The 16,274-nt window shown below is 69.9% G+C and carries 14 protein-coding genes; 10 read left to right on the top strand and 4 right to left on the bottom strand.

What is annotated here, in order from left to right:
* Positions 1-2,646: a glycoside hydrolase family 65 protein gene (locus tag ACIO3S_RS27770; protein ID WP_400469610.1), complete on the bottom strand. Its 2,646-nt coding sequence runs from the start codon at positions 2,644-2,646 to the stop codon at positions 1-3.
* A complete protein-coding gene (locus ACIO3S_RS27765) occupies positions 2,643-3,398 on the bottom strand; it encodes a beta-phosphoglucomutase family hydrolase (RefSeq protein ID WP_160024608.1) in 756 nt (251 codons plus the stop codon). Before ACIO3S_RS27765 ends, ACIO3S_RS27770 begins: the two co-directional genes overlap by 4 nt.
* Positions 3,399-3,526: 128 nt before the next feature.
* On the opposite strand from ACIO3S_RS27765, the gene ACIO3S_RS27760 reads away from it, so the two are divergent.
* From ACIO3S_RS27760 to ACIO3S_RS27720, 9 genes are all read left to right on the top strand, one after another.
* Positions 3,527-4,594: a WD40/YVTN/BNR-like repeat-containing protein gene (locus ACIO3S_RS27760; RefSeq protein WP_400469607.1), complete on the top strand. Its 1,068-nt coding sequence runs from the start codon at positions 3,527-3,529 to the stop codon at positions 4,592-4,594.
* A 227-nt stretch (positions 4,595-4,821) separates the two neighbouring features.
* Positions 4,822-5,721, top strand: a complete 900-nt coding sequence (locus ACIO3S_RS27755) for a CapA family protein (RefSeq protein ID WP_400469604.1) — start codon at positions 4,822-4,824, stop codon at positions 5,719-5,721.
* On the top strand, positions 5,718-6,692 hold the full coding sequence (locus ACIO3S_RS27750; RefSeq protein WP_400469602.1) for a M28 family metallopeptidase: 975 nt from the start codon (positions 5,718-5,720) through the stop codon (positions 6,690-6,692). Before ACIO3S_RS27755 ends, ACIO3S_RS27750 begins: the two co-directional genes overlap by 4 nt.
* Before the next feature lie 56 nt (positions 6,693-6,748).
* The gene (gene ilvD / locus ACIO3S_RS27745; protein WP_400469599.1) at positions 6,749-8,596 is read left to right on the top strand and encodes a dihydroxy-acid dehydratase; all 1,848 of its coding nucleotides are present in this window, start codon (positions 6,749-6,751) and stop codon (positions 8,594-8,596) included.
* Positions 8,597-8,601: 5 nt separating this feature from the next.
* Positions 8,602-9,165, top strand: a complete 564-nt coding sequence (locus ACIO3S_RS27740) for a pyridoxamine 5'-phosphate oxidase family protein (protein ID WP_400469596.1) — start codon at positions 8,602-8,604, stop codon at positions 9,163-9,165.
* Positions 9,166-9,256: 91 nt separating this feature from the next.
* Positions 9,257-10,501 carry an MFS transporter gene (locus tag ACIO3S_RS27735; protein ID WP_400469593.1) on the top strand — a complete coding sequence of 415 codons (1,245 nt, stop codon included), beginning with the start codon at positions 9,257-9,259 and terminating at the stop codon, positions 10,499-10,501.
* Positions 10,502-10,535: 34 nt separating this feature from the next.
* Positions 10,536-11,231: a GNAT family N-acetyltransferase gene (locus ACIO3S_RS27730; RefSeq protein ID WP_400469590.1), complete on the top strand. Its 696-nt coding sequence runs from the start codon at positions 10,536-10,538 to the stop codon at positions 11,229-11,231.
* 112 nt (positions 11,232-11,343) lie between these two features.
* On the top strand, positions 11,344-11,667 hold the full coding sequence (locus ACIO3S_RS27725; RefSeq protein ID WP_400469587.1) for an SHOCT domain-containing protein: 324 nt from the start codon (positions 11,344-11,346) through the stop codon (positions 11,665-11,667).
* 32 nt (positions 11,668-11,699) lie between these two features.
* On the top strand, positions 11,700-12,110 hold the full coding sequence (locus tag ACIO3S_RS27720; protein ID WP_400469584.1) for a VOC family protein: 411 nt from the start codon (positions 11,700-11,702) through the stop codon (positions 12,108-12,110).
* A 3-nt stretch (positions 12,111-12,113) separates the two neighbouring features.
* Here ACIO3S_RS27720 and ACIO3S_RS27715 read toward each other — a convergent pair whose 3' ends face one another.
* Positions 12,114-13,451 (bottom strand): ABC1 kinase family protein, encoded by a 1,338-nt coding sequence (locus tag ACIO3S_RS27715; RefSeq protein ID WP_400469581.1) that lies wholly within the window; start codon positions 13,449-13,451, stop codon positions 12,114-12,116.
* 134 nt (positions 13,452-13,585) lie between these two features.
* On the opposite strand from ACIO3S_RS27715, the gene ACIO3S_RS27710 reads away from it, so the two are divergent.
* Entirely contained in the window at positions 13,586-15,706 is a 2,121-nt protein-coding gene (locus ACIO3S_RS27710; RefSeq protein WP_400469578.1) for a prolyl oligopeptidase family protein, read from the top strand.
* Here the strand turns inward: ACIO3S_RS27710 and ACIO3S_RS27705 are convergent.
* Complete coding sequence (locus tag ACIO3S_RS27705) at positions 15,647-16,171, bottom strand: nitroreductase/quinone reductase family protein (protein ID WP_400469575.1); 525 nt, start codon at positions 16,169-16,171, stop codon at positions 15,647-15,649. The genes ACIO3S_RS27710 and ACIO3S_RS27705 overlap by 60 nt on opposite strands.
* Between the last annotated feature and the right edge of the window lie 103 nt (positions 16,172-16,274).

Genomic DNA, 16,274 nt, shown 5'->3' with positions numbered 1-16,274 from the left:
CTACTGCGCCGAGTCCGTCTGCGAGACGTTGGACAGGTTGATGGCCTTGTTGGCCTCCTCCGCGAGCCGCTCGGACCCACGCCGCGACTCCTGCGGGACCATCGCATGCTCGACATGGTCCTGCTCGTAGAGCTCCGGAGGGATCGGCGGGGGCACGGTGGCCGTGATCCGCGATCCGTCGGGGCGGATACCGCCGTGCGGCTCCTCGTCGAGGTGGGTGCCGATCCGCGGCCCCTGGTCGGCGAGCGGCACGATCACCGGCGAGCCCTTCGAGACCACGAACTCCTCCCCGCGGACGCTGATCGGGATGTCGTACTCCTCGCCCGGGGTGTCCACGACGGTGAACACGATCTGGTCGCTGGTCAGCGCGACCTGCATCCGGGTCGAGTGCCACTGGACCCGGAAGACCAGCGAGCCCCACTGGACCGGCAGGCGCGGGTCGAAGGAGAGCTTGCCGTCGTAGTCGCGCATCCCGCCGAAGCCGAACGCCAGACCGCCCCACACGCCGCCGGTGGAGGCGATGTGCATCCCGTCGACGGTGTTGCCGTGCATGTTGTGGAGGTCGACGTAGAGCGCGTCGTAGAAGTAGCGCAGCGCGTCGTCCTGGTAGCCCACCTCGGCCGCCACGATCGACTGCACGACGGCCGACAGCGTCGAGTCGCCGGTGGTGATCGGGTCGTAGTACTCGAAGTCGGCCCGCTTCTGCTCAGGGGTGAACCGGTTGCCCTGCTGGAAGAGGGCGAGCACCACATCGGTCTGCTTGAGCACCTGGAACCGGTAGATCACCAGCGGGTGGTAGTGCAGCAGCAGGGGACGTACCTCGTCCGGGGTGTTGGGCAGGTCCCACACCTCGCGGTCGAGGAAGTTGTCGTCCTGCGGGTGGATGCCGAGCCCCTCCTCGTAGGGGATGTGCATCGCGGCGGCGCAGCGACCCCACTCCTCGACCTCGTCGGGCGAGATGTCGAGCCGGCCCATGACCTGCGCATACTCGCGCGGATAGTCCGCCCGGAGCATCTCGATGGTCTCGACGGCCTTCTCCAGGTTGTAGCGGGCCATCACGTTGGTGAACAGGTTGTTGTTGACCACCGTGGTGTACTCGTCCGGCCCGGTCACGCCGTGGATGTGGAAGGACGGCTCGCCGTTGTGGCGCCAGAAGCCGAGGTCGGCCCACATCCGCGAGGTCTCGACCAGGATGTCGACGCCCTCGCGGATGAGGTAGCCGATGTCACCGGTCGCGTAGACGTACTTCATCAGCGCGAAGGCGATGTCGGCGTCGATGTGCACCTGCGCGGTGCCGGCCGCGTAGTAGGCCGAGGCCTCCTGCCCGTTGATGGTGCGCCAGGCGAACAGCGCCCCCTTCGCGGCCATCTCCGAGGCTCGCTGCCGGGCCGCGGGGAGCATCACCGAGCGGGCGTGCATGACGTTGCGGGCGACCTCGGGCTGGGTGTAGCAGAGGAACGGGATCACGTAGCACTCCGTGTCCCAGAAGTAGTGCCCCTCGTAGCCCGAGCCGGTGACCCCCTTCGCAGGGACGCCGAGACCGTCGGTGCGGGCGGTCGCCTGGGCCAGCGAGAACAGGTTGAACCGGATCGCCTGCTGGGCCGCGGCGATGTCCTCGTCGTCCTCCGTACGGGCGGCGGAGATCTCGACGTCGGCGGCGGACCAGAACTCGTCGTACCAGTTGCGCTGGTCGCGCTCGAAGTGACCGACGCCCAGGCGGATCGCCCGGTCGAGCGTACGTCCGCAGCGGTCGGCCAGTTCGCGCACCGGCACCCCACGGGAGGTGTGGTACGCCACGGTCTTCTGCAACCGCAGCGTGCTGCCCTCGGTCGCGTCGACCCGGAAGACCGTCTTGGCCAGGTCGTCCTCGGCGCGGACGACGGTCTCGACCGGGTCCGGCGTCTCGATCTGGTGGGCGGCGCTGACCGCGATCGTCATCCCGGAGTTGGCGCACCGGTAGCCGAGGGTCATCTGCTCCTCGTCGGCGACCGACATCTGCGGGAGCAGGACGCGGGTGTCGAAGGCGGAGGCCTTGCGCGGGTCCATGCCCTCGCCCAGTGCCGCCGACGGCACGTGGTACTCGTCCTTGCCGTCTTGCCGGTTCAGCAGCTGGGACGAGACCACGATCGGCGCCGCGCCGCTCAGCATCGTGATCTCGAGGGTCTGGATCGAGAGGTGTCGCTGCGTCATCGACACCATCCGGGTCGACTTGATCGCGACCCGCTTGCCCGAGGGCGTACGCCACACCAGATGCCGCCGCAGCACACCCTCGCGGAAGTCGAGCACCCGCTCGTACTCCTCCAGGTCCGAGGTGCCGAAGGTCAGCGGCTCGTCGTCGACGTAGATCTTCATGATCTTGGCGTCGGGGGCGTTGACGATGGTCTGGCCGGTCTTGGCGAAGCCGTAGGCGTTCTCGGCATGGCGGATCGGCCAGGTCTCGTGAAACCCGTTGATGAAGGTGCCGTGCGCGTAGGTCGGGCGACCTTCCTCGGGGGTGCCGCGCATGCCGAGATAGCCGTTGGCGACGCTGAAGATCGTCTCGGTCAGGCCGAGGTCGTCTGGGGAGTAGCTCGTCTCCACCAGCCGCCACGGGTCGATGGGGTAACGGGCCCGGTCCAGGGGGTTCGGGCCGACGTTGGTTCTCACTGCTGTGCTCCTCGAGCAGGGTCGTCTGGGACAAGTTCAGCAAGGTCGGAAACGACGAGACTGGCGCCGGCGGCCGTGAGGGTGTCGTGGCCGGCGCCACGGTCCACCCCGACGACGAGCGCGAAATCTCCTGCCTTGCCGGCGCGCACCCCGGAGACGGCGTCCTCGAGAACGACGGCCTCGCTCGGGGTGGCTCCGAGGACCTTACCGGCGTAGACAAACGTGTCCGGCGCAGGCTTGCCGGGCAGACCCTGCTCATCTGCGACGGCTCCCGACACGACCGTCTCGAACCGGTCCAGCAGCCCAGCCGCCTTCAGCACGGTCGGCGCGTTGACCGACGAGGACACCACGCCGAGCCGGACGTCGAGGGTGGTCAGATAGTCCAGGAAGCGCACCGAGCCGGGGTAGGCCTCGACGCCGTCGCGTTCGAGCACCATGTTGAAGGCGTTGTTCTTCCGGTTGCCGAGACCGCAGACGGTCTCGAGCTCGGGCGCGTCGTCCGGGGTGCCCTCGGGAAGCCGGATGTCGCGGGAGGCGAGGAAGTCACGGACGCCGTCGTAGCGCGGCTTGCCGTCGACGTACGCGAAGTAGTCCTGGTCGGTGTAGGCCGGCGCCCCCGGGGTCTTCTCCTGCAGGTAGGCGTTGAACATCTCCTCCCACGCACGCATGTGCACGACCGCGGTCGGCGTGATCACGCCGTCCAGGTCGAAGAGGATCGCGGTGAACGTCTCCCAGGCAACAGGTCTGGTCATGACTTCAGGCTAGGGGCTGCGCGGCCCAGGCCGAAGAATCAGGCCCCGCTGGCGGTGGTGTTTTCCCTCACCGTTCTTTCGCCGAAATCTCCTGGCCACAGAAGCCGGGCGGGTGGATGCTGGAAGACATGGGTACGCAGCTGCTGGTTGGGACCCGCAAGGGTCTGTGGATAGGGCGCTCTGACGACGCCCGGCAGGACTGGGACTTCACCGGTCCGCACCATGACATGGAGGAGATCTACTCCGCCATGATCGAGCCCGGGACCGGGCGAGTCCTTGCCGGATGCTCCTCGCTGTGGCTGGGTGCGCTGGTGCGCGCCTCGGCCGACGGCGGCGAGACCTGGGCCGAGACCTCGATGTCGTTCCCCGAGGACGTCGACGCGAGCCTGGCCCGGGTCTGGCAGCTCCAGCCGGGGTTGCCGGAGGGCACGATCTGGGCCGGTGTCGAGCCCGGCGCGATCTTCCGGTCTCGTGATGGCGGGGCGAGCTTCGAGCTGGTGCGCGGGCTGTGGGACCACCCGCACCGCACCGAGTGGAACGAGGGCTTCGGCGGGCAGGCGTTCCACACGATCCTGCCGCACCCGACCGACCCCGACTCGGTGACCGCGGCGATCTCGACCGGCGGCGTCTACCAGACCCGCGACGGCGGGGAGACCTGGGAGGCCCGCAACAACGGCATCATCGCGGTCTTCCTGCCCGAGGGGCAGCAGTTTCCCGAGTTCGGCCAGTGCGTCCACAAGGTCGCCCGCCACTCCTCCCGTCCCGAGCGGCTCTACCTGCAGAACCACGGTGGCGTCTACCGCTCCGACGACGAGGGCCTGTCCTGGAAGTCCATCGCCGACGGGCTGCCCACCGACTTCGGCTTCGCGATGGTCGTCCACCCGCAGGAGCCCGACACGATCTTCACCTTCCCCATCGGCGCCGGCGAGTCCCGCTACCCACCGGAGGCCAAGCCGATCGTGTGGCGCTCCCGCGACGCCGGCGACCACTGGGAGGCGCTCGACAAGGGCCTGCCCGACCACTTCTACGTGGGCGTCATGCGCGACGCGATGTGCGCCGACGACCACGAGGTGGCCGGTGTCTACTTCGGCGCCCGCAACGGCTCGGTCTGGGCGTCTGCCGACGCCGGCGAGACCTGGCGCGAGATCCTCCGCGACATCCCCGACGTGTTGGTGGTCAGGGCCGCGAAGATCTGAGGCGCACGGATCCGTAGCGTGTTGCCGTCCTCGATGCGGTCGGTCGAGGCTGCACAGGATCCTTGGTCTGGGGGCATGCTGGAGGTATGGGATGCCACTGGCTCACCGCCGTGCTCGTATGCGCGCTGTCCGCCTGTGGCGCCGGCACACCAGTCGGGTCCTCAACGACGCAAGCCCCTCCCTCGCCCTCGTCGGTTCCGGTGCCCACTATTGCTGCGGAGCCGCGAGTGCGGCTGACCGTCGTCGGGGATCTGATGCTGACCCGCGGGGTGCCCGATGCGGCGGCGGCGCTGGCTCCGATGCAGGCGCGCTTGGCGGGCGCTGACATCACCGTAGGCAATCTCGAGTCGACGTTGTCGAAAGCAGGGAGCCCGACTCAGGGTGGGGATTCCTTCGGTGCCGGGCCGGAGCTGCTGCGGCCTCTGCGGGAGGCTGGTTTCGATGCGATCTCGTTGGCGAACAACCACACAGGTGACTTCGGCGACCGGGCGCTGACGGAGACGGTCGAGGCGTTATCGGGGGCGGGGATCGTGCCGTTCGGGGCAGGGCGGGATCTCGACGCGGCTGCCCGGCCGGCCGTGGTAGAGAGAGCCGGGATCACCTTCGCGTTCCTGGGGTTCAACGCGATCGGCGAGACGCCTCGGGCGACGAGGAGCGACCCGGGCGCCTTCTCGGTGCGGATGCCGCCACGTACGGGTCCTCTCGTCGATGCCGACCTGCGCCGGGTCGAGCGGGAGGTCCGAGCCGCCGAGAAGGTTGCCGACGTCGTGGTGGTGCTGCCGCACTGGGGTACGCAGTACACCCATCGCCCCGAGGCAGTTCAGCGCCATGTCGCCCGTCGTCTCGTCGCTGCCGGGGCGGATCTCGTCGCCGGCGGCCACCCGCACTGGGTCCAGCCGCTCGAGCGGGTCGGCGGCGTACCGGTCATCCACTCGCTCGGAAACTTCGTCTTCGACATGGACTTCATGTCCCAGACGATGGAGGGCGTCGTTCTCGAGGCGACCTTCCGCGGCGCCACGCTGGAGGATCTGAACCTCGTGCCCTACCGGATGGATCCCGAGACGTTTGCTCCACGCGTGGTGGGCGGTCGTGAGGCGGCCCGGATCCTTGGGCAGGCGAGGCCATGATCCGTCGTATCGCGTTCGCGGCCGGGTCCCTCCTCGTCCTCACCGGGTGCGGTGAGGCGTCACCGACCCCCGAGACCTCTCCGACAACCACCGCGACAGCGCCGGCCACCGCGTCCAAGCCCTCGCCCACCCCGAGCGAGACCCAGGCCGCCCCGCCATTGACACCCGAGCAGCTCCGCGTCGGGACAGCGACCGACGCCGTACGCCATCTGGCGGGTGAGATCGGCCCGAGACCCGGGACGTCGCCCGCTTACCATCGAGCCGCAGCCTGGGTCGAGGGACAGCTGGCAGGGTTCGGCTGGCAGGTGCACCGACAGCGGTTCCAGACGCCTGCCGGAGTCTCGTGGGGCATCCCGGTCCGCGCGGGGGAGTCGGTCAACCTGGTCGCCGACAGAGGAGACGTACGCCCCGGGCAGCCGTGGCTCCTGGTCGGTGCCCACCTCGACACCGTCCCGCAGGCACCGGGTGCGGAGGACAACGCGTCCGGCGTGGCTGTGCTGCTGGCGATCGCCGAGACGGCCGCAGGACGGTCGACGAGGGTGCCGGTGCGGTTGGTCGTCTTCGGCTCCGAGGAGCCGCGAGGTGAGACCGACGGCGACCACCACTACGGCTCTCGCGCGTATGTTGCGTCCCTCACGCCCCTCGAGCGCAGAACGCTGGCCGGCATGGTCTCACTGGACCGGGTCGGCGTAGGTGAGGCTGTCCCCGCGTGCGGCGCACGCCCAGGACTCGACCGCACGCTGGCGAGTCTCCGAGCGGCGGCAAGGCGCGCGAAGGTGCCGACCACCGGCTGCTCCCAGACCCCCAACCGTTCCAGCGACCACTGGTCCTTCGTACGGGCGGGCCTGCCCGGCGTGCGCCTCGGTTCGACTCCATACGCCGCCTACCACTCACCCGCCGACACACCCGACGTCGTCGACCCGGCCCAGCTCGTGCGCACCGGCCGGATCATGCTTGCGTGGCTCGCCTGACGTCCGCCGTTCGTCGCTGGTCGAACGATCCACCCGAACCGGTCTAGCCTTCTGGTATGCCCACTCTTCGCTCCGCAACCTCGACCTCGGGCCGCAACATGGCGGGTGCCCGCGCGCTGTGGCGCGCGACCGGCATGACCGATGACGACTTCGGCAAGCCGATCATCGCGATCGCCAACTCGTTCACCGAGTTCGTGCCCGGCCATGTCCACCTCCGCGACCTCGGCAAGATCGTCGCCGAAAAGATCCAGGAGGCCGGGGGAGTAGCCAAGGAGTTCAACACGATCGCCGTCGACGACGGCATCGCGATGGGCCACGCCGGGATGCTCTACTCGCTGCCGAGCCGTGAGCTGATCGCGGACGCGGTCGAATACATGGTCGAGGCGCACCGCGCCGACGCGATCGTGTGCATCTCCAACTGCGACAAGATCACCCCCGGCATGCTGCTCGCCAGCCTGCGCCTCAACATCCCCGTCGTCTTCGTCTCCGGCGGCCCGATGGAGGCCGGCAAGACGGTAGCCGTCGAGGGCCTGGTCCACGACAAGCTCGACCTGGTCGACGCGATGGTGCTCTCGGTCAACGAGGCGGTCAGCGACGAGTTGCTCGACACGGTCGAGCGCTCCGCCTGTCCGACCTGCGGCTCCTGCAGCGGCATGTTCACCGCCAACTCGATGAACTGCCTGACCGAGGCGATCGGCCTGAGCCTGCCCGGCAACGGGTCGACGCTGGCCACCCACGCCAAGCGCCGCGCGCTCTTCGAGGAGGCCGGCCGCACCATCGTCGAACTGTGCCGTCGCTACTACGAGGAGGGCGACGAGTCCGTCCTGCCGCGGAACATCGCCAGCCGCAGCGCCTTCGAGAACGCCGTCGCCCTCGACGTCGCCATGGGCGGCTCGACCAACACCGTGCTGCACCTGCTCGCGGCCGCGCGTGAGGCCGAGCTCGACTTCAACGTCCACGACATCGACGCGATCTCGCGGCGCGTGCCCTGCCTGAGCAAGGTCGCCCCCAACAGCCCGAAGTACCACATGGAGGATGTCCACCGCGCCGGCGGCATCCCGGCCCTGCTCGGCGAGCTGCGCCGTGGTGGCGCGCTCAACGAGGACGTCCACACCATCCACTCCGACACCATCGACGAGTGGCTGGGCACCTGGGACATCCGCGCGGAGAACCCCAGCCAGGAGGCGCTCGACCTCTTCCTGGCCGCACCGGGCGGGGTGCGTACGACCGAGGCGTTCTCCACGGAGAACCTCTGGGCGAGCCTGGACACCGACGCCGCCGAAGGCTGCATCCGCGACTTCGAGCACGCCTACTCCGCCGACGGCGGGCTGGCGATCCTGTCGGGGAACATCGCCCCCGACGGCTGTGTCGTCAAGACCGCCGGCGTCCCCGACGACTGCCTCACGTTCACCGGCACCGCGATCGTCTTCGAGTCCCAGGACGCCGCGGTCGACGGGATCCTCGCCAAGAAGGTCGAGGCCGGCCACGTCGTGGTGATCCGCTACGAGGGCCCGAAGGGCGGGCCGGGCATGCAGGAGATGCTCTACCCGACCTCGTTCCTCAAGGGCCGCGGTCTGGGCCAGAAGTGCGCGCTGATCACCGACGGCCGTTTCTCCGGCGGCACCAGCGGCCTCTCGATCGGCCACGTCTCCCCGGAGGCGGCCGGCGGCGGCCTGATCGCCCTGGTCGAGGACGGCGACCCGATCTCCATCGACATCCCGAACCGCTCGATCTCCCTCGACGTCGACGCCCTCGTCCTTGACCAGCGTCGCGCGGCTCAGGAGAAGCGGGACAGGCCCTACACCCCGGCCAACCGCGACCGGAAGGTCTCCGCGGCGCTGCGGGCGTACGCCTCGATGGCCACCTCGGCCTCCGACGGTGCCTACCGCCTCGTGCCGGAGTAACGGGCGTGGGAAAGGTTCATGCCCGCGTCGAGGGCCGGCTGCGGGAGTTCGTCGATCGTCAGGTCGTCTTCTTCGTAGCCACCGCACCGCTCTCCGACGAGGGCTACGTCAACCTGTCGCCGCGAGGCATCCCGGGGACCTTCGGGATGCTCGACGAGCTCACCTTCGCGTGGCTCGACGGCACCGGGAGCGGCAGCGAGACGATCGCGCACCTGCGTGAGAACGGCCGGATCACGGTGATGTTCTGCGCCTTCGACGGGGCACCGAACATCGTCCGCTTCCACGGGCGCGGCCGGGTCGTGACCCGCTACGACGAGGAGTACGCCGACCTGGCCGGCCGCTTCACGGACCTTCCCGGTGCCCGGGCGGTCGTCGTCGTGGACATCGAGCGGGTCTCCGACTCCTGTGGCTACGCCGTCCCGCTGATGTCGTACGTCGGCGAGCGCGACCTGCTCCCGGCGTACTTCGAGCGCAAGGGGGTCGAGGGTTCCGCCGAATATCGGCGCCGGAAGAACCTGGCCAGTCTCGACGGGCTCCCGGCGTTCGACTTCGACCCGGAATCCGAATAGCCGTCTCCGCGACTGTCGAAACCGGCGGCGACCGTTCGTGGCATGGGTGAGGGGCCGACACGGCGGCCCACCTGATGCGGGAGTGGTTGCGATGTCGGATCAGAAGTCGGATCAGAAGTCGGATCGATGGAAGCGGAATCTGCTGGTCTTCCTCGGCGGCCAGACGGTGTCGTCGTTGGGATCGATGATCGTCGGGTACGCGGTGATGTGGCACCTCACGGTCGAGACCGGGTCTGCCGCGGTGCTGACCCTGAGTGTCGCGGCCGGGATGCTGCCGCAGGCGGTGGTGTCGGTCTTCGGCGGTGTATGGGCCGACCGGCATTCGCGCAAGCTGTTGATCATCGGGGCCGACTCGGCGATCGCGGTGGCGACCTTGGCGCTCGCGCTGCTGATGCTGAGCGGTGTCGGTGACCTGTGGATGATCTTCGTCGCGATGGCGGTACGCTCGGCGCTGGCCGGGATCCAGGGGCCGGCGGTCAACGCCATGCTCCCGCAGACCGTCCCGGCCGAGCACCTGATGCGGGTCAACGGGGCCCAGCAGACGATCCAGTCGGGGATGATGCTGTTCGCGCCCGCGGTGGCCGCCGCGGTCTACGCGAGCACCGGCATCGTCGCGGTCTTCTTCATCGACGTGGTGACGGCCGTGGCCGGCGTACTCCTGCTGCTTCTGGTGCCGGTGGCGCGGATGGTCCGCTCGACCGAACCGGTGAGCTACTTCGGCGACCTCCTCGCCGGGGTGCGGTACGTCAGGGGGAACGCCTCCGTGCGCTGGGTGATGGGCCTCGTGGCCGTCGTCATGTTCATGGCCGGCGCCCCGGCGCACCTCACGCCGCTGATGATCACGCGCAGCTTCGGCGACGAGGTCTGGATGCTGAGCGTCAACGAGCTGTTCTGGAGCGTCGGGATGGTCGTCGGCGGCGCGCTGATGGCCGTCTTCGGGCCCAAGGTGAAGCGCCGGGTGCGGCTGATGGTGGCCGCCTCGGTCGGTGTCGGGGTGCTCGTCATCGGGCTGGGCGTCTCGACAGACTTCTGGGTGTTCTCCGTCGCCGGCCTGGTCATCTGCATCCTCTTCCAGACGCTGCTGGTGCCCGCCGCGACGGTCCTGCAGGAGCAGGTCGAGGACTCGATGCGCGGCCGGGTGTTCGGGTTCTACGGGATCGTCATGTCGGTGTCGATGCCGGTCTCGATGATCGTCTTCGGGCCGCTCGCGGACAGGTTCGCGGTGGAGTCGGTGATGGTCCTGGCCGGGGTGCTGCTCCTGGGCTGCCTGGTCGGGATGCTCGCCCTCGGCAGTGCCCGGCGCTCGCTCGCCACGGTGGATGCGGCAGCCTCCTGAGCACCGGTCACGGCGGTCGGAGACAATGACCGCCGTGACCGAATTCTCGTATCCGGTGGGCGGTGTCGTCGAGGGCTGGGAGTCGCGGCCATGGCCCGAGCCGGTGACCCTCGAGGGGAGCTACGTCCGGGTCGCGCCGCTCTCGTCGGCCCAGTACTCGGACCTCTACGCCGCGGTCTGCGGCCCCGACGATGCCGACCTGTGGACCTACCGGCCGATCGCGATGCCGACCTCGCTGCAGGACCTGTGGATGCACCTGGCGGGGCTCGTCGACGCGGCGGACGTCGTGCCGTTCGCGTTCGCCCCGTTGGAGGGGGAGCGGGAAGGCAGGGCGAGCGGGGTCGCGGGCTACCACGCGATCAACCCCGCGAACGGGAGCATCGAGGTCGGCGGAGTGCTCTTCGGGCCCGCACTGGCCCGCACCAGGGCGGCGACCGAGGCGATCCATCTGCTCATGCGGCACGCGTTCGACACGCTGGGCTATCGGCGGTTCGAGTGGAAGCTCGACTCGCTCAACGAGCCGTCACGACGGGCCGCGGAGCGGCTGGGGTTCAGCTACGAGGGCCGGTTCCGCAACCACATGGTCGTCAAGGGCCGCAACCGGGACACCGACTGGTTCTCGGTGACGGCCGAGGAGTGGCCGGGCGTGCGGGCTGCGCACGAGCGCTGGCTCGATCCCGCGAACTTCGACGAGCATGGCCGCCAGCGCGGCCGGCTGCGGATCGGTTAGGGGCTGCGTACGCATGATTGCGTACGCAGCCCCCGCTCCTGAGCCGATGTGTCGGTGGCTCGTGCGCAGCAGTCTGAGGGCATAGGCAAGCCCGACAGATTGGACACGAGCAATGAGTATCAACGAGACAGTTGCCACCGTGGTGGCCGACGACCACTGGGGTCCGTGGCGTGAGAACGGACCGTGGCAGGACGGCGGCGGGCCGCCGGCGTTCTGGCCGATCTTCCCGATCCTGTGGTTCCTGGTGATCGCGGCGATCATCACCGCAGTCGTCCTCTATAGCCGCAAGCGGGTGGCCGAGGGGCCGCGGCGTGCGGGGGAGGCACGGTTGGCCGAGCGCTATGCGGCCGGCGAGATCGACGAGAACGAATACCGCGAGCGTCGCGACGTCCTGCGCGAGAAGCCAGCCAAGCCGGGTCCGGGAGAGCCGGCCTGACACCCCCGCTGGTCCATGGCAGTGTGGCTGCCATGGACCAGCGCATCAGCTTCATCACCCTGGCCGTCGCCGACGTGGCGGCGAGCCGGGCGTTCTATGTCGACGGGCTCGGCTGGACTCCCGAGATGGAAGCGGACGGCGTGCTCATGATCCGCGTCGGTGAGCACGTCATCCTCTCGCTGTGGGACCGGGGCGAGTTCGAGGAGGAGGTCGGCACGATCGCCGTCGCCGACGGCGTCGCGCCGTTCACCCTCGCCCACAACGTCGCCACCCGCGAGGAGGTCGACGGCGTCCTGGAGCTCGCCCGGTCGCTCGGGCGTGAGGCCTCGACTGCCGAGGAGCGGGTCTGGGGCGGCTACACCGGCTACTTCGCCGACCCCGACGGCGTGCGCTGGGAGATCGCCTACAACCCGGGCCCGGTCGGACAGACCGTGCTGCCCTGACCCTCAGCCCACGAACCCGGGCAGATACTCCTCGAGGATCTCCCGGAACGGCGCCTCCGCGTTGAGCTGCGCCAGCACCCCGAGACCACCGAGCCAGACCCGGTGGATGAGCAGGTAGGACGGCGGCAGATTGAGCTTGAGGCCGACCGTGTAGGCGGGATCCTTGGGGTCGTTGATCCGCTTGAACTCCTCGCGCATCCACTCCCGGGTGAACCGGAAGCGCTCCTCCAGCGCCGGGGTCACGAACGGCGCCAGGTAGTCGAGCACGTGCTGCGGCTCGACCTTGATGCCCTCGCGGATGAAGCCCACGTCGCGCAGGCCCGCGACCAGGGCGTCCGCGTCGCCGGTCGCGGCGATCCGGATCAGCCGCCCCATCGGCTCGGGGAAGCCCCGCTCCGGGAGGCGCGCGGCGAGCCCGAAGTCGAGCACGGCCATGCGGCCATCGGGAAGGACCCGGAAGTTGCCGGGGTGCGGGTCGGCGTGGAGCATCCCGGTCAGCCCGGGCGCGGAGAACCAGAACCGGGCGAGCAGCTCGCCGTAGTGGTCGCGTTCCTCGGGAGTGCCCTCGGCGATCACCTTCGCGATCGAGCCCTCCGACTCCACCCACTCGGTGACGAGCACCGAGGGTCCCACGGCGACCACATCGGGTACGTCGATGAGCGGATGGGACGCGTACGCCTCGGCGAAGACGTGCTGGGCCTCGGCCTCCTTCGGGTAGTCGAGCTCCTCGACGACCCGCTCCTGCAGCTCGGCGACCAGCGCCTTGACGTCCATCCCGGGAACCACCGCGTTGCCGATCGCCGCGACCCGGCCGATCTGGCGCAGGTCGGCGCGCAGCGCTTCGTCGGCGCCCGGATACTGCACCTTCACCGCGACCTCGCGACCATCCGCCCACCGGCCCCGATGCACCTGCCCGATCGAGGCCGAGGCCGCCGGCTTGTCGGAGAGCTCGACCAGCTGCGACGCCCAGTCCGGTCCGAGGTCACGGGCCAGCAGGCCGCGTACGATCCCGGTCGGCATCGGGGGAGCGGAGTCCTGGAGCCGGGTGAGCTGGGCGCGGTAGTGGGCCGCCTGCGACTCCGGCAGCGCCGCCTCCATCACCGAGAGCATCTGCCCGAACTTCATCGCGCCACCCTTGAGCTCGCCCAGGGTGCGGAACAGCTGGTCGGCCGTACGCTGGTGCACGTCGGCCAGGACCGCCTCGGCGGGCTTGCCCCCGATCCGCTTCCCGAGCCCGAGCGCCTTGCGCCCGGCGTACCCCATCGGCAGTGCGGCCAGCTTCGCCGTCCGTGTCGCCGCTCGCCGCGGCAACCCCTTCGACGACCCCTCCGCGTCACTCATGCCGCCGCCTGCGTAGGGCAGTGCAAAGAATACGCAGCCGGCAGCCTGAGGCTCATGGTCGCTCGCTGGCGCTCGCTCATGCCGCAATTGTGCCTGTCGGCTGCAACTTGCACACCGCGAAGTAGCCTTCCCGCATGACCGCTGAGCTGACGATCGTGACCCCGCTCGACCCCGCCGGGGAGGACCCGTTCGGCTGGTTGGAGGAGGTCGAAGGGGTCGAGGCGCTGGCCTGGGTCCGGGCCCGCAACGAGGAGGCGCACGCGAGCGTCGGCGCCGATCCCGTCTTCGCCAAGATCGAGGCGCAGATCCTCGAGGTCCTCGACTCCGACGACCGGGTGCCCGAGGTCTCGCGCCTCGGCGAGCATCTCTACAACTTCTGGCGCGACGCCGACCACGAGCGCGGCATCTGGCGGCGCACCACGCCGGAGTCCTATCGCACCGACGATCCCGCGTGGGAGATCCTGCTCGACCTCGACGCCCTCGCCGAGAAGGAGGGCGAGAGCTGGGTCTGGCACGGCGCCTCGGTGCTCCGCCCCGAGCCCGGCGAGCCGTGGCGCAAGGTGCTCGTCGACCTCTCCCCGGGCGGCTCGGACGCCGACGTGACCAGGGAGTTCGACCTCGTCGAGAAGGCGTTCGTCGCACCCGCGGACGGTGGCTTCACCCGCGCCGTCGAGCAGGGCGGCGCCAAGGGGGCGCTCTCCTGGTGCGGCCCCGACGCGGTCTACGTCTACACCGACTTCGGCCCGGGTTCGCTCACGCCGAGCGGCTACCCGCGGATCGTGAAGCTGTGGCGCCGCGGCACCCCGTTCGAGGACGCTGCGGTGGTCTACGAGGGCACCGACGAGGACATGTACATCTCCGCCCGCCGCATCCACACCCCCGGCTTCGAGCGCGACCTGGTCAGCCGCTCGATCGCGTTCTACAAGTCCGAGACGTACGTCGCCACCGACCCCGGCACCCCCGAGCAGACCCTCACCAAGCTCGACATCCCCGACTCGGCCGAGGCCGGCTTCCACCGCGAGTGGCTGGTCATCGAGCTGCGCGAGGAGTGGACCATCGCCGGAACGACGTACGCCGCCGGCTCGCTGCTCGCGACCGACGCGGAGCGGTTCCTGGCCGGTGAGCGCGACCTCACCGTGCTCTTCGAGCCCACCGCGAAGACCTCCCTCGCCGGGGCGACCTGGACTCGCAACCACCTCGTCCTCAACGTGTTCGAGGACGTCAAGAACCAGCTGCACGTGCTGACCCCCTCGCTCTCCGGCGAGTGGACGCGCTCGGAGTTCCCCGCGACCGACCCGGTGGCCGCCGTCGGCACCCGTGCCGTCGACGCGGTCGAGTCCGACGAGGTCTGGGTCGTCACCAGCGGCTACCTGACCCCCGCGACGTACGGGCTGACCGAGATCGGCGCGGAGACGATCGAGCCGCTCAAGTCGGCGCCGGCCTGGTTCGACACCGAGGGGCTCCGCGCCGAGCAGCGTTTCGCGACCTCGGCGGACGGCACCCGGATCCCCTACTTCATCGTCGGTGCCGAGGCTGCCCTCGCCGGCGGCGGTCGACCGGCGCCGACGCTGCTCTACGGCTACGGCGGCTTCGAGATCCCGATGACGCCGGGCTACTCCGCCGGTGTCGGCAGGTCCTGGCTCAGCGAGGGCGGCGTCTACGTCGTCGCCAACATCCGCGGGGGAGGGGAGTACGGCCCGGCCTGGCACCAGGCGGCGTTGAAGGAGAACCGGCACAAGGCGTACGAGGACTTCGCCGCGGTCGCCCGCCATCTCGCCGAGACCGGCGTGACCGACGCCCAGCACCTCGGGATCCAGGGCGGTTCCAACGGCGGGCTGCTGACCGGCAACATGCTCACCCTCTACCCCGAGCTGTTCGGCGCGGTCGTGATCCAGGTGCCGCTGCTGGACATGAGGCGCTACTCGCATCTTCTAGCCGGAGCGAGCTGGATGGCCGAGTACGGCGACCCGGACGTCCCGGAGGAATGGGAGTACATCCGGACCTTCTCGCCCTACCACCTGCTCGACGCCGCCAGGACCTACCCGCCCGTCCTGCTCACCACCTCCACCAAGGACGACCGCGTCCACCCCGGCCACGCCCGCAAGATGGCCGCCCTCCTGGCCGCGACCGGCAAGGACGTCACGTACTACGAGAACATCGAGGGCGGCCACGGCGGCGCCGCCAACAACGCCCAGTCAGCCCACCTCTCCGCCTTCGCCTGGACCTTCCTGCGCGAGCGGCTCGGACTGGTCTGAGAGCTCCAGGACCACGACCGGAGTGGGGTGCGAGCGGCGGGCGGCGAAGTCGTCCAGCTCACCCCACCCGTCGTCGGAGGCCGCGAGCACCTCCCACAGCCGCTCCCGCTCGGGCCCGGTGGCCTCGCGGGCGCGAACCCGCTGCCTGCCGTCGACGGTCTCGACGACGGCATCGGGGTGCGCCAGCAGGTTGAGCCACCAGGCGGGCGGCGGGTCGGCCCAGCCGTTCATCGCCAACGTGACGTAGCTCGACCCGTCGGGGACGTAGGACACGATCACCGAGCGCTCCTGTCCGGTGCGGCGCCCGACCGTGGTCAGCCGGAGCATGCCGGCCCGGTCGGCGCGTGGGCGGCGCAGGAAGCGGGCTCCGCCAGCGGCGTACAGCCGGCGGTGGAACCACCACGCGGCGCGGATGAACCAGCGTGGCGGCAGCCACGGGGACTTCTGCTTCTCGTCGGTCGACATCGTTGCCTCCGTAGGGCAGTCAGACCCGAGATCCATGTGTCCGGCCAGCGTATCGACGGGCGAGGGCCGGTCGCCTCGGTGAGAACCCTGAGATCCGCCAGCC

Source organism: Nocardioides sp. NPDC087217 (assembly GCF_044744805.1).
In the GTDB taxonomy this organism is placed as follows: Bacteria; Actinomycetota; Actinomycetes; order Propionibacteriales; family Nocardioidaceae; genus Nocardioides.
This window is presented reverse-complemented; position numbering and strand designations above follow the sequence as displayed.